The organism is Candidatus Villigracilis sp. (genome assembly GCF_057083605.1).
This window is the reverse complement of record NZ_JBXMTI010000012.1, coordinates 12,035-33,024: the sequence shown is the minus strand read 5'-3', so window position 1 is coordinate 33,024 and position 20,990 is coordinate 12,035. Positions and strand designations below refer to the sequence as shown.

General features: G+C 47.5%; 18 protein-coding genes. 17 read left to right on the top strand and 1 reads right to left on the bottom strand.

All coding sequences use genetic code 11. The features are described 5' to 3' along the window. Positions 1 to 110: 110 nt before the first annotated feature. The 12 genes from AC14M5_RS01970 (at position 111) to AC14M5_RS01915 (ending at position 12,801) form a co-directional block, all read left to right on the top strand. The gene (locus AC14M5_RS01970) at positions 111 to 2,240 is read left to right on the top strand and encodes a hypothetical protein (protein WP_484027943.1); all 2,130 of its coding nucleotides are present in this window, start codon (positions 111 to 113) and stop codon (positions 2,238 to 2,240) included. A 204-nt stretch (positions 2,241 to 2,444) separates the two neighbouring features. After that, positions 2,445 to 3,146: a hypothetical protein gene (locus tag AC14M5_RS01965; RefSeq protein WP_484027942.1), complete on the top strand. Its 702-nt coding sequence runs from the start codon at positions 2,445 to 2,447 to the stop codon at positions 3,144 to 3,146. A gap of 51 nt (positions 3,147 to 3,197) precedes the next feature. After that, the gene (locus tag AC14M5_RS01960; RefSeq protein ID WP_484027941.1) at positions 3,198 to 4,724 is read left to right on the top strand and encodes a site-specific DNA-methyltransferase; all 1,527 of its coding nucleotides are present in this window, start codon (positions 3,198 to 3,200) and stop codon (positions 4,722 to 4,724) included. A 112-nt stretch (positions 4,725 to 4,836) separates the two neighbouring features. Continuing rightward, the gene (locus tag AC14M5_RS01955; protein ID WP_484027940.1) at positions 4,837 to 7,461 is read left to right on the top strand and encodes a DEAD/DEAH box helicase; all 2,625 of its coding nucleotides are present in this window, start codon (positions 4,837 to 4,839) and stop codon (positions 7,459 to 7,461) included. Between the two features lie 22 nt (positions 7,462 to 7,483). Then, the gene (locus AC14M5_RS01950; RefSeq protein ID WP_484027939.1) at positions 7,484 to 7,720 is read left to right on the top strand and encodes a DUF433 domain-containing protein; all 237 of its coding nucleotides are present in this window, start codon (positions 7,484 to 7,486) and stop codon (positions 7,718 to 7,720) included. Continuing rightward, positions 7,717 to 8,271, top strand: coding sequence for a hypothetical protein (locus AC14M5_RS01945; protein WP_484027938.1), 555 nt, complete (start codon positions 7,717 to 7,719; stop codon positions 8,269 to 8,271). The genes AC14M5_RS01950 and AC14M5_RS01945 overlap by 4 nt, the downstream gene beginning before the upstream one ends. Positions 8,272 to 8,572: 301 nt before the next feature. Beyond that, positions 8,573 to 10,150 carry a LysM peptidoglycan-binding domain-containing protein gene (locus AC14M5_RS01940; protein WP_484027937.1) on the top strand — a complete coding sequence of 526 codons (1,578 nt, stop codon included), beginning with the start codon at positions 8,573 to 8,575 and terminating at the stop codon, positions 10,148 to 10,150. A 22-nt stretch (positions 10,151 to 10,172) separates the two neighbouring features. Continuing rightward, a complete protein-coding gene (locus AC14M5_RS01935) occupies positions 10,173 to 10,595 on the top strand; it encodes a DUF3995 domain-containing protein (protein ID WP_484027936.1) in 423 nt (140 codons plus the stop codon). A gap of 15 nt (positions 10,596 to 10,610) precedes the next feature. Next, positions 10,611 to 11,366, top strand: coding sequence for a dienelactone hydrolase family protein (locus AC14M5_RS01930; RefSeq protein WP_484027935.1), 756 nt, complete (start codon positions 10,611 to 10,613; stop codon positions 11,364 to 11,366). Positions 11,367 to 11,477: 111 nt separating this feature from the next. After that, positions 11,478 to 11,750: a DUF6295 family protein gene (locus tag AC14M5_RS01925; RefSeq protein WP_484027934.1), complete on the top strand. Its 273-nt coding sequence runs from the start codon at positions 11,478 to 11,480 to the stop codon at positions 11,748 to 11,750. A gap of 12 nt (positions 11,751 to 11,762) precedes the next feature. Then, entirely contained in the window at positions 11,763 to 12,134 is a 372-nt protein-coding gene (locus AC14M5_RS01920; RefSeq protein ID WP_484027933.1) for a hypothetical protein, read from the top strand. A gap of 112 nt (positions 12,135 to 12,246) precedes the next feature. Continuing rightward, positions 12,247 to 12,801 carry a hypothetical protein gene (locus tag AC14M5_RS01915; protein ID WP_484027932.1) on the top strand — a complete coding sequence of 185 codons (555 nt, stop codon included), beginning with the start codon at positions 12,247 to 12,249 and terminating at the stop codon, positions 12,799 to 12,801. A gap of 369 nt (positions 12,802 to 13,170) precedes the next feature. Here AC14M5_RS01915 and AC14M5_RS01910 read toward each other — a convergent pair whose 3' ends face one another. Then, entirely contained in the window at positions 13,171 to 13,443 is a 273-nt protein-coding gene (locus AC14M5_RS01910) for a hypothetical protein (protein WP_484027931.1), read from the bottom strand. 168 nt (positions 13,444 to 13,611) lie between these two features. Here AC14M5_RS01910 and AC14M5_RS01905 point away from each other — a divergent pair, with 168 nt between their 5' ends. The 5 genes from AC14M5_RS01905 to AC14M5_RS01885 all read left to right on the top strand — a co-directional run bounded on the left by AC14M5_RS01905 (position 13,612) and on the right by AC14M5_RS01885 (position 20,942). Further along, positions 13,612 to 14,061 carry a hypothetical protein gene (locus tag AC14M5_RS01905; protein WP_484027930.1) on the top strand — a complete coding sequence of 150 codons (450 nt, stop codon included), beginning with the start codon at positions 13,612 to 13,614 and terminating at the stop codon, positions 14,059 to 14,061. A 280-nt stretch (positions 14,062 to 14,341) separates the two neighbouring features. Continuing rightward, positions 14,342 to 15,076, top strand: coding sequence for a metallophosphoesterase family protein (locus AC14M5_RS01900; RefSeq protein ID WP_484027929.1), 735 nt, complete (start codon positions 14,342 to 14,344; stop codon positions 15,074 to 15,076). A gap of 241 nt (positions 15,077 to 15,317) precedes the next feature. Next, positions 15,318 to 16,592 carry a metal-dependent hydrolase family protein gene (locus tag AC14M5_RS01895; RefSeq protein ID WP_484027928.1) on the top strand — a complete coding sequence of 425 codons (1,275 nt, stop codon included), beginning with the start codon at positions 15,318 to 15,320 and terminating at the stop codon, positions 16,590 to 16,592. Positions 16,593 to 16,902: 310 nt separating this feature from the next. Further along, positions 16,903 to 17,994, top strand: coding sequence for a DUF2652 domain-containing protein (locus AC14M5_RS01890; protein ID WP_484027927.1), 1,092 nt, complete (start codon positions 16,903 to 16,905; stop codon positions 17,992 to 17,994). Continuing rightward, on the top strand, positions 17,994 to 20,942 hold the full coding sequence (locus tag AC14M5_RS01885; protein ID WP_484027926.1) for an MFS transporter: 2,949 nt from the start codon (positions 17,994 to 17,996) through the stop codon (positions 20,940 to 20,942). Before AC14M5_RS01890 ends, AC14M5_RS01885 begins: the two co-directional genes overlap by 1 nt. The last annotated feature ends 48 nt before the right edge of the window (positions 20,943 to 20,990 follow it).

The following is a 20,990-nucleotide window of genomic DNA, read 5'->3' as shown; positions in this document are numbered from 1 at the left end:
CGGGATTCGGAAGTCGGTGGTGGTCGAGTAGCCAGGTCTTGAAAATCGTGAGGGAAAGATGTAAAGTTTAACCAGTCTAACTAAATAAACTATGAGATACTCTTTCTATAATGGCTACTAATCGAACAAAGCTATCTATTGGCGGTGACGTTGTCGGGAGCCAGATCGCGGTTGGCGACCACAACATTCAAGTTGCGGAACATGGCGTGCTGATCAATATCGTGGCCCCTTCCGCGCGGCCTGCCTTTACGCGCCGCGTGGGGCCAGTTGTAATTCGCCCGCGCCGTTATTCAAACCTGCTGGATCGTGCTACAGAAATTGAGACTGCAAAAAATGCCTGGGCTTCGACCCCAATCGTCCTGCGCGGGATCGCGGGCATCGGTAAAACATCCCTTCTGCATGAGTTGGCGCATCTGCCAGAGACAAGTCAATTTTCGGATGGGGTTATTTATCTTTCTGTTCGCGATGAGGGACTGGATGATTTACGCCAAAAACTTTTCGAATGCTTTTATGAAAGCAATATAAACGCCAAAGCCGAGGAAGCTCAAATCCTCCATTCACTACAGGATGTAAAAGCGCTCATTCTATTGGATGACTTGACTCTGTCCGATGATGATACATCTTCCCTGCTTGATACTGCTCCTAATTGCGCTTTTGTGCTGATCTCCACTGGGCAGGTCTTGTTGGGAAGGAGTCAATCCCTGGCGTTGGGCGGATTGCCTGAGAATGAATCGCTTGCATTATTTGAGCGGGAACTTGGTCGGTCACTCAGTGATGAGGACAAAGCCATTGCGCGCGAGATCTGCAAACTATTGAACTTCCACCCGACAAGCATCCTCCAATTTGCGGCACTGACTCGCGAAGAGGGAAAATCGCTGGAGGCGCTTAGGACTCAATTAAAGATCAAATCGCCCGAGGATTTCTTAATACAAGGATCAATCGAGTCGTTGCCAGAGCCTCAGCAGAGGATGTTGGCTTTGCTGACCGTTGCAGGCGGGGCACTCGTTCCGCAAACTCACCTCGCCGCCCTTGCAAGCTCCAGTTCGGCTCAAGCCACATTGGACGATCTGAAATCCCGCGGATTGGTGCAGGGCGATGAGTCTGGTTACAGCCTGTCAGGCTCATTAGGGTTGACGTTAGCCCGCACCTGGAAGAACTTGGATTCCTGGGAAGACTACATGATCAATTATTTTGTTGGATGGCTGACACAGAATCCAAAAGATACATTGATCGAACAGGCACAGGATATCCTTGTTACTACGATCAAAAAGGCGGGGCAGAAGAAACGCTGGCCCGCGGTAATCAGCCTCGGGCGCGGTTTGGAACGATTCCTCATGCTGTGGAGGCGCTGGCAAAGCTGGGAAGATATCCTGAAATTGATCTTGAACGCCACCAGCGCACTAGGGGATAAAAAGACCCAGGCTTGGACTCTGCATCAACTTGGAAGCCGCGCGATGAGCCTTGACCTGGCTGACCAGGCGCGCGAATTTCTGAATCAGTCTATCAATATCCGCCAAGCCATCGGTGACCAGGCTGGGTTGAAAGCGACTCAACACAACTTACAGCAATTGAGCGGCAAGCCTCCCACCGTTAAAACCAAATCACCGAAAGAGGCTAAACAACCGAGCACTGCTCGTCGCGGATTCAATTGGCGAGCGGCGGCAGTTAGCACAGTTTTATTCGCGGTTGGAGTTGTGAGCGGTAGTCAGATTTTTCCGAGGGTCATTAGAGAGACGATACCGGTGATCGTTGTAGAGACACAAATCGTTACCAGAGTCGTAATCGAGACTCCCATACCGAACCTCACAGAATCAAGACCCCCAACGATTACGCCCACACATGATACAGTGCCGCCCAGAATTAGTAGCATTTCTGTCTCTCCTCAAACAGTTTATTTTTCTCCCGGTGAATGCGGAAGCGACAGCTCAATACTGACGGTGACCGCTAAAGTATTTGATGATAACGAGATCGCCAAAGTCACCCTGCTTTATGCATATATTAAATATCCAGATGAGTTTAATAAATTTACCCCAAGAGTCAGCGATACTTTATCTGAACCAATGTCCTTCAGTGAAACCACCTATCGGACTGTTCTTGACATAAGCCGTGATGCAGCCTCATACATCGGCTTCGCCAATGGGACACTCATCTTCATCGTTCAGGCTCAGGACGAGACTGGCAATATGGGAATATCAACATTCGAGGGCGGAATTAATATTGGTTCTAAATGTATTGGATAAATTGTTCAACGAGACCAATACTTACACGGGGTGAACTGCCCTGTAGTTCTCATTGTTATGATTAACTAAGTAGAACGCGATTCGAAAAAATCGGATTAATTCCTGTCAGGTCTTTTTCGATCGATGCTTTACACATTGGTGTCTCATTTTACAAATCGCATTATTAAAGTCGAGTGATTTGGTGCTATACTTTTTAGATAACGTATGGGACTTGGAATTTCATTTTCAATCGTTATTGTAATAGGGTATCTCGTCCGAGAAGGGGTGAGCGCCGTTTATTTCAATTCCTCAAAAAACCGCTTACGCTCAAAGATCACTGGAAAAATTGCCCAGATCATTGCTGTAACCGTTACCAGTTTGATCGTTGCACCTTTGACAATAGACATCATAGGGATCGGATTATCAGCGCTATATATTGTCTTCCTCCTGATTGACCTATGGATTGCAGAAAAAATTCTCGTCAACCTCAAGAAACTACAGATGTATATCCTTGAGTTGGAATACACAAAGAAATTGATTGCCAAATACCACGCCATGCATGCGCACAGAAAGGCACTTTCAATGGAATATCACGAAGACCCCAAGAAGGCCATACCATCTTCCAGCCTGTCTCCTGAACCGACAAGAAAAACATGGCTAATCTACATCCAAATCTTTGTTGTTTTTTCTGTCAAAGTGGTGATATACCAGGCGGTTATCAAGACCGTTGTTGCAGGTACATCCATCGCCATACTCACATTCTTTGAAAAGTTCGCCGATATTGCCCTTGAGACCTTCGTGCAAGTGGTTTTTGGCGACCTTGCGGTCTATTTGGGAAAAGGCTGTGCCTTTGTGTTCCTCTCTGTTCCGCGCATTGTCATCGAATGGATCATTGATATGTTGGATAACTTCTTTGACTTGTTCTAGAGAAAAATAAAACTTTTTTCCTGTATACTTGGGCTTAAGAGGAGACTTTTAATGCCGACCCTGCACTGGCTTAACGACGAAGAAGCGCGTAAACAATCAGGACATCTTCCTTACCGCCTGCTTGAAGCCGACCCTAAACTCTCCTATGGTGATTCGGAAACTGAAAACATGCTCATTCAAGGCGATAACCTTGAAGCCTTGAAAGCCTTATTGCCTTACTATGCAGGACAGGTGAAATGTATTTATATCGACCCTCCGTACAACACTCAAAGTGCTTTTGAACATTACGACGATAATCTGGAACATTCAATTTGGTTAAGCACGATGTATCCACGCCTAGAAATGTTGCGTGATTTACTTTCGAATGATGGTGTTCTTTGGGTATCAATAGATGATAACGAAGGGCACTATTTAAAAGTTCTTATGGATGAGGTTTTTGGAAGAGAAAACTTTTTGACAACGTTTATTTGGAAAAAAAGCTATGGGGGCGGCGCTAAGGCTCGCTATTTTGTTGGCTTGCATGAATATATACATTGCTACGCCAAAAATCTCTCGTATTTGCCAGATTTCTTTCTGCCGCCAGATGAACAAGCGGTAACAAAGTATTACAAACATCAAGATGAAAACTTTGAGACACGAGGACCGTATAGGCTTCAACCATTGGCCACGACAAGCATGGATGAGAGGCCAAATTTGCGATACCCCATAACCCTAGAAAGCGGCGAAGAAATATGGCCAGAGAAGCAATGGCAATGGTCTAGGGAACGCACTTATGAAGCACTTTCCAAAAACGAGTTAGTTATTAACAAAAAGAATGGAAAATACACGGTATCCTACAAACAATATTTACGCGATGAAGGCGGAGAAGAAAGAAAGCGTAAACCTGCAACAATTATTGAAGGCCATTACACGCAACATGGCACATATCAAAGCATGGATTTATTCGGTTTATCCGATAAATTTGCTTTTCCAAAACCAGAGGGATTAATCAAACAAATTTTTGAAAGTTGCACTTTACGTAATGATCTAATATTAGACTCTTTCATGGGTTCTGGTACAACCGCCGCGGTTGCTCACAAAATGGGCAGAAGATATATTGGTATTGAGATGGGCGAACATGCCGTTACGCATTGTGCCCCACGCTTGAAGAAAGTAATTGAGGGCGAGCAAGGCGGTATCTCAAAAGAAGTCAACTGGCAGGGCAGCGGTGGTTTCAATTTTTATCGTTTGGGTGAAACAGTATTTGATGAGCAAGGACACATCAACGAGAAAGTGAAGTTCAAAACCCTAGCTGCACATGTTTGGTTTTCTGAAACCCATACGCCTATCTTGAAGACTCCCAAAACACCTTTGCTTGGTGTTCACAACGAAACGGCGTATTATTTGTTATACAACGGCATTCTTGGCGATATTGATCCCAAAGGCGGCAATGTATTAACTTCGCGTGTTTTGCGTCAACTGACAAAACACAAAGGTAAAAAAGTGATCTACGGTGAAATGTCCATGCTGGAGGAAAGCGTCCTCCGCAGCGAAGAAATCACCTTCAAACATATTCCCTACGACATCAAGGCGCGCTAGTTAAAACCTGACAGGTCTCATCAGCGCTGCACCATTCAGAAATCCTTGCGCGGACACAGGTCACGATAAATAATCGTTTTGTGGAGACCTGTCAGGTCTGCTTGGAGAATACATGTTCACACTGAAAAAATATCAATCAGAAACGCTTGGCCTTCTACGCCAATTCCTTGAAGAAACCCGCTTTGGGAATCATACGGTGGCTTTTGAGTCTCATCGTACACAATCCGCAAAACTTGCCATGCCGCTCCCTTATCGTCCATTAGAAGGGTTGGAAAACACACCCTATGTCTGTTTGAGATTACCTACAGGCGGCGGCAAGACATTCCTAAGCGCGCATACGATCTCAGTTGCGGCACAAGCCTACATGGAACAGGATTTCCCACTGGTCTTGTGGCTTGTCCCAACAAATACAATCCGCAATCAAACGCTCGAAACGTTGAAAAATACACGCCACCCAAACCGTGAAGCCATTGCCCAAAAATTCGGCAGTCAGGTTTTGGTTTTAGATATTATCGATTTCACACAAATCCGTCCGCAGGATATAAAGAGCAAAGCCGTGATTGTGGTCGGCACAATGCAAACCCTGCGCGTGGACAAGACAGAAGGCCGCAAAGTCTATTCACATCACGAAGCGCTTGAACCGCACTTCGTAAACATTCCCAAAACCCTTGAGGGATTGGAAAAAATAGAAGAAGGCGCAGGCAAAGGTACGATCAAGTTTTCATTCCGTAATCTACTGACCCTTCATCGTCCGCTCGTGATCATAGATGAAGCACATAACTCAACATCACCCTTAAGCGTTGAAGTTATGCAAAGAATTCAACCTGCTTGCATCATCGAATTTACAGCCACGCCCGCCGCAAATAGCAACATCTTGCACAGCGTTTCAGCTTCCGAACTCAAAGCCGCCGATATGATTAAACTGCCGATTGTTCTTACTGAACATCAAACATGGCAGGAAGCAATTACCGCCGCTGTACAAACTCGCGAGAAACTTCATAACCTAGCCAAACAGGAACGCGAGTATATCCGCCCAATTGTTTTATTCCAAGCCGAAGACAAGGGGCATGAAATCACCTATGAAATTGTTTTGAACTACTTGATGGAACAGGAAAAAATTCCACGGGAGAGAATCGCAATTGCCACAGGCAATCAACGCGAACTGGATGGTGTAAACCTGTTCGACCCAACGAATAAAGTTGATTTTGTGATCACCGTTGAAGCCTTGAAGGAAGGCTGGGATTGTTCTTTTGCTTATGTCTTTTGTTCGGTTGCAACAGTTCATTCCAAGAAAGACATCGAACAAATCCTTGGGCGAGTGTTGCGAATGCCCTACGCCACAAAGCGCGTACAGGATGAACTCAACCGCGCTTATGCTCACGTCTCGGAAGATAGTTGGAAGAATGCCGTCCCTGAACTGCAAGACCGAATGATCAGCATGGGTTTTGAAGCGCAGGAAGCCCAACAAGCGATTCTTCCCCAGCCGAGCCTGTTCCCAGACGATAATACGGGTCAATTAACTTTGGCTCAACCTGTAATAAAAGTTGTTTTGAGTGCAAAGCCCGACCTATCTAAATTCACACCCGAAGAACTTACGCAAATCACAACCAATCAGGTTAGCGCGGGAGAAGTTGAGTATAAAATTTCAGGAACGATCACGCCCGAATTTGCGGAAAAACTTGTGCTTGCCGCACCAAAGAAAGACCGCGCAATTGTAGAAAAGACAATTGCAGTTCAACAACTCCAGCAGCCAAAAACCCCGTCCCAACGAGGCGAAAAGTTTGCAGTGCCGCAGTTATGTATGTTTGTGGATGGTCAATGGGAAGTGGCAGGTAAATCATGGTTTTTAGATCCAAGCGATTGGAATTTGCTTAAATATCCAACCGAATTAACTGAAAATGAATTTTCGATCAGGGAAGAAGCCGACACATGGCTGATTGATATTCAAGGAAAACATCTCACCACAAAATTCCTGGGAACTGAAACCCTGTTTGACCTAAGCGACGCACCAACAAACTGGACAGTTAATCAACTTAGCCAGGATTTGGAAAGAAGGGTCAGGCAGGATTTTGTGCGCCCCAAAGTATTGCTTGAATTCCTGCGAAAGACGGTTGCGTTTCTGAACGAGAAAAGAAAGATACCGTTATCCGATCTTGTCCGCGCCCGTTTTATTCTCGAAAAGGCGTTACGAGATAAAGTCAAAGCCTGCTATGACGATGCAATGGCAAATGGATATCAAACAAGTTTATTTGGCCCCAAAGCCGCCGTTGAAACAAATTATGAATATGAATTTTCCTATCCAACCGACCCATTCCAATATCCCGCCCACTGGTATTACAAAGGAGGATACGATTGGAACAAAAAGTATTATCCGCTTGTTGGAGAATTAGAGTCTGATGGCGAAGAGTTTGAGTGCGCCCAAGCCATTGATAGAAACATGGCTGTTCGTTGTTGGGCAAGAAATCTCTCAAAATCAGATTACTCTTTCAAGCTACCCACTTCATCTGATTATTTCTACCCTGATTTTGTAGCCTTGCTCAATGACGGCCGTATTTTGGTAGTCGAATACAAAGGAAAGCCTTATGAAACCAACGATGATTCAAAAGAAAAAATGAACATCGGTGAATTATGGGAATCCAAAAGCAAAGGCAAGGGTCTATTTCTGATGGCAGTTAAGAAAGACGGGAAAGGCAGAGATATTTACAAGCAAATTGAAGATAAGGTAAATGCGAAGTAATCTTCTTCCACGAGCGTAAACCATGCAATTCAAAGACATTATCACTATTGAACCTGGAAAGCGCGGCGGCAGGCCGTGCATTCGCGGAATGCGGATTACGGTCCATGATGTGCTGGAACACCTTGCTTCGGGTATGTCTGAGCAGGAAATCCTGAATGATTTTCCCTATTTAACAAAAGAGGATATTCTTGCCAGCCTCAGTTTTGCCGCAGCGCGCGAGCGTCTCATGGCGGCTGTCCACAGGAGTCCTTTAACATGAACGAAACCCTTACCAATACATTAATGGTCATTATGGTGCTCGGCTCGTTGTTCCTTGCAATTGTCAGCTACATTCCGCGCTTTCCGAAAATGCTGGCTCCTACCTGGTCTACGCATTTTTTCTCGACCGTGATCGTGGTCATCGCTAGCAAATTGATGACATTGTATGCGGTCGTTGCATGGGTACTAACAAGTGCAAAAGAAATCCAACATACCTTCTTTATCTGGGGATACTTCCTGTGCATGTTCTTCGGCATCTTTGTCTATTTCAACTTTGGGGCCTCGGAACGCGAACGAGCCAACACGGTGCGGATTCTTGAATCAACTCCACTGGCGGTTCTGGTCAGCTTGGGGATTCTGCTTTTCTATTCCTATACAACCTTCAGCAGCTATTCCTATTGGCTTGAACAAATGGACAAGGTCATCTTTTTGGAAATCGCCATCATCTCCAGTGTGGATTTCTTCTTCTTTTTCGTGCTCTGGCTGCGTTATTGGCTCACCCGCAGCAAGGTCACGGCAGAGGCACATGCTTTTCAACACGGTCAAAACTAAAGCCGCTGAGAGTTCTACAAGAGTTCCTTCGTGCCCTTCGTGTTAAAAAGAGTTTTTTCGGCAGACTCATCTCTCCAATCCGTGCACAAGAATCTCCCACTACAACGAAATACAGCCTATTTTGCACAAAATTGAGGCACCAGTTCCTAAAAAATAAAGCTTTTTTAGAGAACAGGTGTTTGATTTTGCACACGGAGATGCTATACTGAAATTTGAATAATTCGTAATTTGACATCGATATTTCCCATCGATTCGCTTTTCCATTGAACCCAACATATTTGAAAAAGAAAGGAAGACGGATATGGGTAAAACAAAACTCTTCAGTCTGCTAACATTGGTCGCCGTGATCCTGGCATCATGCAATCTATTATCGACCCCTGAACCAGAGTCACTGCTTCCAGAAATCGCGAACACGGCCACCATAACCACCCCGCTTGTTACACTGGATGTGAGGACGCCGAATGCGGACGAAACGGTATTCAACACGGTGGGCCAGGAAATAAGATACAGGTACATTGTCACTAACGTAGGGATCGTGCCGCTGGCCGGGCCCGTCCTTTTAGTAGATGATAAGACAACCGTCAAGTGTCCAGAAGTTAATACTGTTGGAAATCTGGATGCTTCGCTTGATGCGAATGAAAGCATTGTCTGCACTTCAAGTTACGCCATCACACAAACCGATCTCACCAATGGCAAGGTGACAAATCTTGCCACAGCCAGCGTCGGTGGATTCAGTTCCAGCCAGGTCAGCACCACGGTCAACTTCACGCCGCCAGTCAGTGCTTTGAAGCTGACCAAATCGGCCAGTCCGCTAACTTATAACCAGGTGGGCCAGATCATTACATATACCTATGTGATCCAAAACACAGGGACTGCCGCCATTGGGCCAGTTCAATTCACCATCACGGATAATAAATTCGCCGCGCCATTTAATTGCGGAGTCGCTGCCACAACGCTCGCCCCTCAACAGACACTGACCTGCACCAGCACTTACGCCATCGTTCAAGCCGACCTGACAACTGGTTCGGTTACGAATAGCGCAACTGCCTCTGGAGGCGGGGCAAACGTCTCAGCGGCGGTAACGTCGACGATCACACTCGCATCTTCATCGTCAGGTCTGACGCGCGGCTCCAGCATCCAGCATAAGGTTGTAGTGGATGAATGGATGATCCAGATCGCGCGTTGTTATGCAGCAAATTATGACGCCGTGCGCAAGGCGAATCCACAGATACTTAATCCGCATATCATCGAGCCAGGTGACGTATTGACCATACCCAATATTGGAAGCAATGGCGTCATCTATGGCCCGCCCTGTGTTGGGTATCATACCGTTCAAAGCGGGGATACATGGGACTCTATTGCACGCCGTTACAACGCCGATGTCATTGTCTTGCAAGTGGCGAATCTAAATGTAATGACGGTTGGGAAAGTGCTCATAATACCGCTCAACTCTGCAGGCAGTATCACTTCCACTCCCATCGGCGGAACCACGCTTACCCCTACTGTCACGCCTACACCGACTCTCACGCCCACACCGACCCCAACTGCCACCACGTCTACAACACAATCTACTCGCATCACTTTCCCCACGGGGAGCACGTCTGCAACCATTACGGCCACTCTCACTGTGAATGCAACCGTCCGCTATGTTTTGGGCGCAAGTGTGGGTCAGACTTTAACAGTCAACCTCACAGCGCCGACCAATCAAGTGGCTATGTCAATTAGTGACCCAGCGGGGCTCAAGCTTAAACTATTGGACACAACGCTCACGTGGACCGGAGTGTTAACTACAGCTGGAGATCACACCATCGAACTGGTCGACATCACGGGTGTTTCCGATAAGCCTTACACTATGGTGGTAAGCCTCACAGGCCCATAAATTGGTGATGAAGGTAAACGAATTGAAGTTACTCTTACCCATCATATTGATGACCATTTTCTCACTGTTTGGGCTTATCCATGTCTACTGGGCACTTGGCGGCAAGATAGGCTGGCTGGCGGCGCTTCCCGAAGTGGATGGTCGGCTGGTATTTACACCATCCGCAGGCGCGACAATTGTTGTTGCAATATCCCTGTTCTTGTGCGCCATCCTGGTGGGCGGCACATCACGCATCATCACTTCGCCATTCCCTGCTTTCATTTTCAAATGGATATCATTTGGGCTTTCGTTAGGTCTACTCCTGCGGGCTGTGGGTGATTTCCACCTGGTAGGTTTCTTCAAAGAAATTCGAGAGACTCGTTTTGCATATTTAGACACGCGCTATTATTCGCCTTTGTGTCTATTGCTTGCCATCGGGGTCTTCGTGGTTGCGCTTGGTGTTTAAACTTTAAGGAGCTTTATGTACACAACAGATATGTATGAAGGCGTGCTCGCTGAAACTGTCACAATGACGGGCGCAAACAGAGATTTGATCAATGCCTATCTTGCGCGGCCTTTAGGGAAAGGGCCCTTTCACGCGATAGTGTTGGCACATCACATGCCAGGCTGGGATCAATGGTATCGTGAAGTGACCTTCAAATTTGCCCAGCATGGATATGTAACCATGACTCCCAATTTGTTCTTCCGTTTTGGGCATGGCACACCTGAAGATGTTGCAGCAAAAGCCCGCGCGGATGGAGGCGTATCAGACGAAGAAGCCATCGGTGATCTTGCAGGGGCAATGAATTACCTCCGCGCGCTTCCGTATGTAAATGGGAAAGTTGGAATCTTTGGCACCTGCTCTGGCGGACGTCATGCCTATCTCGCTGCATGTCGCGCTCCGGGCTTCGATGCAGTCATAGACTGTTGGGGTGGGCGCGTTGTGATGACTCCCGATCAACTCACGAAAAAATCTCCCGTCTCGCCTCTCGACTACACGAGGGATTTGCTTTGCCCAATCCTGGGGTTATTCGGCGATGATGATACCAACCCCACTCCTGAACAAGTGAATTTACATGAAGAAGCGCTCAAGAGACTTGGAAAGAACTATGAATTCCACCGCTACCCGAAGGCAGGACATGGCTTCTTCTACTATGACCGCCCCAACTACCGTCAGGAACAGGCAGTGGACGGATGGAACAAGGTCTTTGCATTTCTTGAAAAACATTTAGTGTAAACAATCTTGCGCCATGTCATGCTGAGCCGCTTTTTGGCGAAGGATCTCTGCGATTATTTCAGAGATCCTTCGCTACACTCAGGATGACACGCCCAAAATGGAGACATCATCATGTGCACAATGATCGTTGAAAAAGTAAAAATCGATGGCAGTGGCAAGGGCAAAGAAGGTTGGTTCACTTTGCAACAGGCAAATGTTTCCTACGACCATCCCTTCAATGCTCCCTATGAACATGCATTAAATATTGACTTCGTGAACGAAGCACAAGGCCCCTCCGCGCGAGTGGCCGTGGAATTGAGTGAGTCCGCTGCGCGAGAGTTGGTGCGTACAATTCTATCCGTGCTTGATCAGGCAGAGGCAGGCGGTCATCTTCAAAAAGAATAAGGATGCATCACAATGAACAACGCCACCCCCAGAAAATCATCCTTCAGTATATCTGGCCTGTTGGTCACCATGGGGATTTTTCTTTTCATCACTTTTACAATTTCCGCTTCGATCACCAGCCTTAACAATCAACTGGCGCGGCTGGCTCTGTGTCCATCCGCAGTCGAATCTGAATTTCGATATCAAAGCGGCGGCACAGTTGATAAGCCTGGGACAGCCCAGGATGTATCCACCAGCGTGGTCTCACTTCATTGCGAATTTGCCGACGGCTCCACCCGCGATGTGGAAAATGACACCATCGTTGTTACCGGGTTTGGCACAGCCGCCGCCATTGGCGCAATCCTTGGTGCATTGATCTATATATTCAGGGTTCGAAAAATATAGTGGGCTAATCGCCAACCCTGAAAGAGGGCCCATCTTACAACAGCAGGATAAATATCACTTGATAGTACTGTCTCCAAAAAGTATGCTAGGGTGGAAACCAGGAGATAACAAGATGAATAATTCAAATCAAATAACCGTGTGGGGACTCATCGTCAAAACCAGCGTGGTACATACCCTCACCTATTTTCTGATGGGGATTCTGGCATACACCCTCTTAAATTACAAAGAAACATTTGCAACTGGTGCGTTGGCATGTTTCATGCGCCCAACGGATAGTCCCTGGGTGGCAGCGGGCCCTATGCTCCAACCCATCCGCGGGCTGATCTTCGCGCTGGCGTTTTATCCACTGCGCGAGGTATTCTTTGGCAAAAAGAATGGCTGGCTGATTTTATGGTGGGTACTCGTTGCGTTGGGTATCCTCTCCACTTTCGGCGCCGCACCCGCCTCCATTGAAGGCATGATCTATACCATCATCCCAACCTCCATTACAAGTTATGTCGAGATCGTTCCACAGGCTTTCCTGTTATCTGCTATTTTGTTTTATTGGGTAAATCACCCTGAAAAGAAATGGCTGAATTGGGTATTCGGAATTCTATTCATCCTGATCATTCTCATGTCTGCCATGGGAGTGATGGCAGCCAATGGAATGTTGCAAGTCCCTGCTTAAGAAACTGCTCTTAAGAGAGTGTTTTGAAATTCGTTTTTAACCACAGATGAACGCAGATAAACTGGATTTAAAAGCGATTCGGTCAAGTTTTTATCAAAAATCGGTGTACATCCGTGTTTACACTTGCACCGAGCGCAAGTACGGTGTCTGTGGTGAATTCTGATTTATAAAACGCCCTCTAAAAGCTTTTTGTACACGAACAAGACGGATTGGGCGGAGTTTTACGGAAAGAGGTTTTAAAAATCCATTCTTTTCCGTGTTGTCCGCCAATTCTGTGCACAAAAGAGAAACACTTGTTGGCACGCAAAACCAGAGCATGGCATTCATCTTAATACCTGCTCTACAAACAACAAATTTAATGATTGTCGCTTAGCTGACGGGCTCTAGTGATTCTTCGACGATCCGAAATACGACATCATGCACATGGACAGGCTGATTGACCTTAAGCGCCACATTGTCACCTGGCTTCACCCAAACGATGCTGTGATGTTCAACCTCCATGGAGGAGACCCTTTGGGTAAAATCCGTTGAATGCCCCACGATGTGGATCTTGTCGCCTAGTTTCAAACTGTCTTCCAATGACAACACCGCTACATTGATATGGCTGTAGTAATGCATCACTCTTCCAATTTCAACTTCCATAGCCTTGCTCCTGCCCGGTCTGACGAAACAACTCCGGGCATTTATACTTTAGCACAAATCAGCCATTAATTTCCAGTCCCCTCCGACAGAATCTTTCGCCTCGTTCCCAGCCCAAACCTGCCAGCCAAACTACGGGCATTCGACTCCGCCTGATATACTCCCCACACCATGAACCAACGCCTGCAAGGTATCCTCATGCGCGGACATCAAGTGGCATCACGCCCGTCCAACGATTATCCGTATAGTACGCTCGAAAAACAAAAGCCGATTTTCAAAAAGCTGGGGCTAGACCTATACGAATATTTCAACGGCACCTTGAATATATCCATTGCGCCGCTTGAATTCAAAATGACCCATCCCGAATTTACGTTTGAACTGCTCGAGTGGACGAATCTTCATCCGCCTGAAACTTTTTCTTTCTCACGGTGTAAAGTGAACTTCAAAGGCATCGAATATCCAGGCTGGGTTTATTATCCGCACCCGGAGACGAAGAAAACACATTTCCAGAATCCATCGCTGATCGAAGTCATCACTTATGAAATTCCAAATATCAAATACGGCGACGCCATCGAAATAGAAATTAATGCCGACGAGATAAGCATCATAAGCATTTCTTAAACAGTCCTCTTGCAAAAGTTGAACGTAGGTCAGGCGTGCAGCCTGACGCTGCTTCTAAAAACCCTGAAGGCGGTGTGTTGAGCCTGTCGAAACAGGTAAAACATTTATAGATACAAAATTACATAGCGGCCAAGCCCGATAGGTCAGCGAACAGGCTCGGGCGCGGTACAGAAGCGAAGAGTCAAGTCAAAACAGGGTATCACCCAAAAGTTCTATTTCAGTCGAAAATCCTGAATTGTTTATCGGTCTCGTGTACAATGGTGCAGGAAAAGGGAATCTTATGCGTATCGCCTTCATCTCTGATATTCATGGTAATTTCACAGCGCTGGAAGCTGTGATCGCAGATATAAAAAACGAAAATGTCGATCAAGTTTTTTGTCTGGGAGATACAGTCACGCTTGGCCCACAGCCGAGGGAAGTGCTGGATGCCTTAAGGAATTTTCATGGTGTTCATATCAAGGGGAATCATGACGAAGCAATACTTGACCCAACCCAATCAGCAAAATTTGAGATCACCGAACATCTGGTGCCTGATTTATATTGGTGCCGCGAACGCCTCACCACTGATGACTATGAATTTATCAGATCGTTCAAAAACACATATGAGTTTATGTATCCAAACGGCGTTCAGTTATTGGCGTTCCACGGCTCGCCGATTTCACCTACCGATATTATTCAATCCACCACTTCAACAGAATTTTTGGATAAATACTTCGCCGGTCAGAATGCTTCCGTTTTCATCGGCGGCCATTCGCACATTCAAATGCATCGACGGTATGGAAAAAAATTGATCCTGAATCCTGGGAGTGTTGGCAACGCCTTCGAGTTCGCCTTCTCGCCTGGCAACACGCCCCGTCTCTTACCCTGGGCTGAGTATGCGATCGTCGAACAATCAGGGAATTCATTCGATGTTGAAATGCGCCGTGTTTATTTTGATACTGATGTGTTGTTGAAGGCAGTGAGGGATAGCGGTCTACCGGGGGCCGAGTGGTGGCTCAAGCAATATCAGAAGTAAGTGACCCTACGCAGTGTCATTCTGAGCAATAGCGAAGAATCTCTGAGATTATCGTAGAGACCCTTCGCTATCGCTCAGGGAATCACGAATGAGCGTGTAAGGCGAGTAAATAAATTTACCTCTGAAATCAATGCGGCGTTTTGCCGCTTTTTTGATTCAACATGCTATACTCGCGCAAAACAAATGGAGAAAATATGAGTCCTGATAATCCATTATTTCCTGTGAAAAAGAATAGATCAAAATGACCATCACTCATTTCAAAAATGCTACTATCATCAACGGGGCGGGAGACAAGCCTATCGGGCGCGGTCTGCTGGTCGTGGAAGATGAAAAGATAGTTTTTGCTGGCAGGCCCGAGGCATGGAAGGAAGCGCAAGGCAAATCCATCAATGAGATCGACCTGGAAGGCAAGTTCATCCTGCCGGGATTGATCGATTGCCACGTCCACATTGCTGCGGAATGCCTGCCAGACAGCACCATGAACGGCCCGCTGGGCTGGACTTCACTCATCATGTTGAAACATGCGCAGAATACGTTGGCGGCGGGGATCACCACCATCCGCGATGTGGGCGGCAGACATCACCTTGAGTTTTCGTTGCGAAAAGCAGTGGAGGCAGGTATGTTTGCCACGCCCCGAATGGTTCTGGCGGGAAAGCTGCTTTCGATCACATCCACCGGCAGCGAATGGTATGACGGAATGTATCGCGAAGCCGATGGCGTGGATGAAGTCCGCAAGGCGGCGCGTGAGCAGTTGAAAGCAGGCGCCGATCTGATCAAAATGCTGGCAACAGGCGCAGTGCTAGCACCCGGTGAAAAACCTGGCGCAGCACAATTTGAAATAGAAGAGATTCGTGCTGCTGTTGTTGAAGCGGCCAAGGTTGGGAAGATCGTTGCCGCGCACGCACATGGAATCGATGGCATTCGCAATGCCGTAGAAGCAGGCGCGAAGACCATTGAACATGGCACGTATCTGAACAAAGATCCGCATGTGATGGAACGCATGGCGAAGCAAGAAATTTTCCTTGTACCAACGTTGAAGGCTGGCTTCGATGTAATTTATGGAAACAAACCTGGCATCCCTGACTGGATTATGGAAAAAAGCAAAGAGACACAAGAGGATGCGCTCCTATCCATCCGCTGCGCGCACGAGATGGGCGTGCCAATTGCGATGGGAACTGACGCAGCAACTCCTTATAACTTCCACGGTGAGAATGCCATGGAACTTGAGTACATGTCGCAGGCTGGTCTCTCGGCAATGGATTGTATCGTCGCCTCCACAAAGAATGCAGCCCGCGCATTGGGCTGGGAGAAAAAACTCGGCACGCTGGAGGCAGGCAAACTCGCGGATTTAATCGTCGTGAAAAAGAATCCGCTGGATCATCTGCGCTCACTCGCAGACAGAAAGAATATCGAATATGTGATGCAGGGCGGCAAATTCGTAGCTCGTCAATTCGCCAGCGACTCGGGCATTCCCGAAGAGTTGATGGCTGGGGCATGGGTCTGTTGTGGAACATAGCAATTCGTCTACAATTTTTTCAAATCACGCAAATTTGTTTTCATAATAGGCGGTAGGTTATGTACCCAAATAAATAAGTCGCAGATGCTCCTTGCGCCGCCGTCCACAGGATGCTTCGCAGTTGTGTCATGCTGAGGGGCGCTCTTCGCCCCGAAGCATCTCTGACGCTATAAACGCAGGCCCTTCGGGAGGATGATACGTTCTTTTTATATCAAGGTGGCAACTTGAGTTAAATAAATCTATGGATTGTTCTTCTTATCCTTCACCCTCTCGTGCTATACTATTTCGATAAGTTCCTTACAGGTAAAAAATGGCTGAGACCAAACACGGTTATCTCGTTTTAGCGGATATTAGTGGCTACACAAGTTTCCTCGCGCAGGTGGAATTAGAGCACGCCGACGAGATCCTCACCGACCTGCTTGAAACCATTGTTGAAAAATTTAAAACCATCCTCACCATTTCAAAACTCGAAGGCGACGCTGTCTTCGCAAACGTAGATGAGGAAAAGGTCCTCCGCACCGAATCCCTGCTTGAGTTAATTGAGAATACATACGTTGCGTTTCGCCGCAAGCGCGATTCATCATTGCGCGCCACCACCTGCACCTGTCGCGCCTGCCAGAGTATGAATACGCTGGAATTGAAGTTCTTTATTCATCACGGCGATTACATCGTTCAAAATATTTCGGGCATCCGTGAACTCGTCGGTTCAGATGTCAATCTCGTTCACCGCTTGATGAAGAATCACATCACAGAAAGTACCGGGTGGAAAGCATATGCGCTTTTCACTCAAGTCGCAATCGACTGCCTCAATCTGCAGCTTGAAGACCTTCATTCACAGGATGAATCCTACGAGCATCTTGGCACGGTTCAAACGCGGAGCTTTGACCTGATTCCGCGTTATGAGGCCTTGATCTCCGCCCAAAGAGTAATCATTCCGCGCGAAGAAGCAGATGTAATCACGATCCATGAATTCAACGCACCCGTCTTAACCGTATGGGACTGGATCATGGATATTCAAAACCGCAACAAAACCATGGGCGATATGGGGCACTGGACCATGATTGCACGCAGCAAAGGAAATCGCGCTGGGGTAGGCTCCGTGAATCACTGTGCTCATGGCAAGGGCGTCTCACAAGAAACCACCCTGGATTGGCGTCCCTTCGAATATACAACTGTTGAAAACATCGATGGAATGGCAAAGTTCCTTGAAATGATGAATTTTGAGTCAATAGATAATGGCAGGCGCACAAAAGTGGAAACGCGCATGAAAATGCTCGCGCCCAAACCTGTATTCCTGGCACGCTTCATGGTCAAGTTGGAATTCAGAAAAGAGAATCCGTATGAAACGTGGTTTAAGTCGATAGATAGATTGCTTGCAAAAGAGAACGAACCCAGCCTTTAGTGGTATACAAACTCACATCCCTCCTTAACATCCGCAGGGAAGAAACAAAATCTGCCGCCCTGCTTATCGGCATTATGCTGTTAAGCGCATCAGGCTACAGCCTCGGCGGCACTGGCATCGAGGCCCTGTATTTCGCCCGCTACGGCACCAACTTATTGCCTTATCTCTATATGGGGTTGGGCATTCTTTCTTTAATTACGACGCTCGTTATCACGGGCTTGCTTGGGCGGGTTAAACGCGAGCGAATGTATGTGCTGATCCCTTTTGTTGCAGCCATATTTCTCGTCATTGCATGGGGATTGTTATTTAGTAAATCCAAATTTATTTATCCCGCCCTGTGGCTTGGCAAGGAATCACTTAACACCATCATCAGCATGATCGCCTGGAACACCGCAGGCGCAGTCTGTGATTCACGGCAGGCGAAAAGATTGTTTCCACTATTCAATGCGGCACGTATTCTTGGGTCTGTATTGGGAGGGATTGGCACGGGCCTGCTGGTCAACCTGATCGGGACTCAAAACCTGGTACTCGTATGGGCTGTGTCCATGGGCATGGCATTTGTGATGGCGCGTATGTTGATGGGCGGGAAAAACAACTTAAACACAGACGACTCAAAGCAAAGCCCGCAACGCGTTCAGGGGTCGCGCGTGAAGCGGCGTTCCTCTTCATTCATCAACGAAATGCAAAAGGGCTGGCAGTATGTGCGCGGTTCACCGCTCTTGCGTTGGATGTCTGTGGCAGCCATCTTTTTTTCTGTTTTATATTTTTCGATTGCGCTTCCGTTTTCAAGATCGGCTACCGCGCAATACCCGAATGAAAATGAACTCGCCGCATTCCTTGGTTTGTTCAACGCCTTAAGCACTGCCGCCGCATTCATCACGTCCATTTTTTTTGCAAATCGCCTGTATGCACGCTTCGGCATCATGAACATGATCTTGGCGCTCCCTATTATTTATTTACTGGGCTTCGGGGCGCTGACCTTCCTTAATATTTTTTCCATTATCGTCATATTCCGATTCATGCAAATGCTTTGGCTCTCAGGTATAGCGGATGCAGCCTACCAAACCATGTTCAGCGCAGTGCCGCCCGAAAAACGTGATCAAGTCAATGCCTTTCTTAATGGCGTGCCTGAACAGGCGGGAGTGTTTCTAGCTGGCGGCATTTTGATCGTTGGTGAGCAAAGCTTTACTTCACAGCAACTTTACATTGTCGGCTTTAGCGCTGCGGTGGCTACAAGTTTTATTATCCTGCGTGCGGCCTCCGCTTATCGCGGCGCTTTGGTAAGCTCCCTGCGTGAAGGCCGCCCCACAATTTTTTCGGGGCGGGCAAGTACTCATGATTCAACATCATTAACTGTTGTGTTGGACAACATAAAAAATCCCAACCCGATTGTGCGGCGCGTTGCGGTGGAAATGCTCAGCGAAATGGATTCACCCGATGCGCTTATCGCCACTCTACAAGATGAAGACTTGGATGTACGCATCGCCGCATTGAAGGGATTGAGGCATTACACGCCAGCCATGCTCGAAGTCTCCACGCTTCTTAACGACCCCGAACCTGCTGTCTGTCAACAGGCTATTCTCACAATGAGGCATTTATCTCCCTACCCGCGAGGCTTGAGCATTTTGCTAGAACCGAAATTAGAGGATCAAAACACACATGTGCAAATCGAAGCCGCATTGGGATTATTGAAGATAAAGGAACACCATCAAGCCCGTGAGTTGATCCGCCAGAGATGCGTGGATGGAACTCTTGATGAACGTGCCCATGCTTTGAATTCCATGTCTGAATTGGGCGATAGGGAAGCCTACGCACTGATCGCGGAACAACTGGATGACAAAGCTGCACCCATTCGTCGCGCCGCCGCACTTGCCCTGGCATCCTGCGGAGAGGACGCGATTCCAACATTGGTCGGCAGCCTCAACGATGAAGATACATCTGCACGGGAAGGCGTGGCACTCGCGCTGGCACGTATCGGCGAGAAGTCCACACCGTATGTGATTCAAGCGATCAATACGCCCTCATTTTCTGACGGGGCATTAAGCGCACTTGAACGCCTGCCCATTCAAGGTTATGAGGGCCAGATCAAAAACTTTGCCGTGAAGAAAATTGATTCCGCTCTGCACTATCATCATCTTGGCATCAACTTATTAAACGAAGACAATAATGAGCGGATTGCCCTGCTGCGAGCATCCACTCTGAATCACTCTCAAAAAATTGGGATACAAGCCCTGCGAGCCCTGGGCCTGCTAAATGACCGCGAAAGTATTCAAGTTGCAATTGACAACTTACAAAGCAAATCTCCAACACAAAAAGCCAACGCATTGGAAGCCCTCGAGGCCGTGCACAATTCCGGTTTGATCAAGCCTCTACTTCGCATTTGGGAATCCCAGGAACAGCAGATCACACTTATTGGCTACGCGCAGGAGACGATCACTCAACTCCTGCAGGACGATGATGAATGGCTGCGCAAATGCGCCAACTTTGTATTACAAGGTGAAATTATGGACACACGTACATCACTTCCTATTATGGAGCGGGTTTTATTTCTTAGCCGTGTTCCACTGTTAGCCGACCTCTCCCCTTCAGACCTACAGCGTGTGGCGGCGCTGCTCACTGAGCACCACGCGGAAAGCGATGAAATCATTTGTGAGCAGGGCGAAGCAGGAGAAGAGATGTTGGTCATTGTGCATGGCGAGGTAAAAGTGATGGTCAGCAGTGGCAATGAACCTGAGAAAGAGTTTGCTCGACGCGGAGCAGGCGATGTGCTTGGCGAGATGTCTATCATTAGCGGTGAACCCCGCAGCGCCACGTTGATCGCCGTTGAAGAATCTCACTTCCTCTGTCTTGATAAAAAGTCGTTTGAGGGACTTTTGCGCGAACGACCAGAGGTCAGCCTGGGCATCATGCGAGTGCTTTGCGCGCGCCTGAAAGAAGCAACCAGGTAACAGCGAAAGCATGAGTTGAGGGAGGGCAAGCAGGTTCAGGCGCGGTCA

Excerpts from the sequence above, each read along its gene's own strand:
- AC14M5_RS01920 (WP_484027933.1), top strand. The coding sequence starts at position 11,763 with ATGAACAACGCCACCCCCAGAAAATCATCCTTCAGTATATCTGGCCTG.
- AC14M5_RS01955 (WP_484027940.1), top strand. The coding sequence starts at position 4,837 with ATGTTCACACTGAAAAAATATCAATCAGAAACGCTTGGCCTTCTACGC.
- AC14M5_RS01945 (WP_484027938.1), top strand. The coding sequence starts at position 7,717 with ATGAACGAAACCCTTACCAATACATTAATGGTCATTATGGTGCTCGGC.
- AC14M5_RS01915 (WP_484027932.1), top strand. The coding sequence starts at position 12,247 with ATGAATAATTCAAATCAAATAACCGTGTGGGGACTCATCGTCAAAACC.
- AC14M5_RS01930 (WP_484027935.1), top strand. The coding sequence starts at position 10,611 with ATGTACACAACAGATATGTATGAAGGCGTGCTCGCTGAAACTGTCACA.
- AC14M5_RS01965 (WP_484027942.1), top strand. The coding sequence starts at position 2,445 with ATGGGACTTGGAATTTCATTTTCAATCGTTATTGTAATAGGGTATCTC.
- AC14M5_RS01925 (WP_484027934.1), top strand. The coding sequence starts at position 11,478 with ATGTGCACAATGATCGTTGAAAAAGTAAAAATCGATGGCAGTGGCAAG.
- AC14M5_RS01905 (WP_484027930.1), top strand. The coding sequence starts at position 13,612 with ATGAACCAACGCCTGCAAGGTATCCTCATGCGCGGACATCAAGTGGCA.
- AC14M5_RS01960 (WP_484027941.1), top strand. The coding sequence starts at position 3,198 with ATGCCGACCCTGCACTGGCTTAACGACGAAGAAGCGCGTAAACAATCA.
- AC14M5_RS01895 (WP_484027928.1), top strand. The coding sequence starts at position 15,318 with ATGACCATCACTCATTTCAAAAATGCTACTATCATCAACGGGGCGGGA.
- AC14M5_RS01900 (WP_484027929.1), top strand. The coding sequence starts at position 14,342 with ATGCGTATCGCCTTCATCTCTGATATTCATGGTAATTTCACAGCGCTG.
- AC14M5_RS01950 (WP_484027939.1), top strand. The coding sequence starts at position 7,484 with ATGCAATTCAAAGACATTATCACTATTGAACCTGGAAAGCGCGGCGGC.
- AC14M5_RS01910 (WP_484027931.1), bottom strand. The coding sequence starts at position 13,443 with ATGGAAGTTGAAATTGGAAGAGTGATGCATTACTACAGCCATATCAAT.
- AC14M5_RS01940 (WP_484027937.1), top strand. The coding sequence starts at position 8,573 with ATGGGTAAAACAAAACTCTTCAGTCTGCTAACATTGGTCGCCGTGATC.
- AC14M5_RS01970 (WP_484027943.1), top strand. The coding sequence starts at position 111 with ATGGCTACTAATCGAACAAAGCTATCTATTGGCGGTGACGTTGTCGGG.
- AC14M5_RS01890 (WP_484027927.1), top strand. The coding sequence starts at position 16,903 with ATGGCTGAGACCAAACACGGTTATCTCGTTTTAGCGGATATTAGTGGC.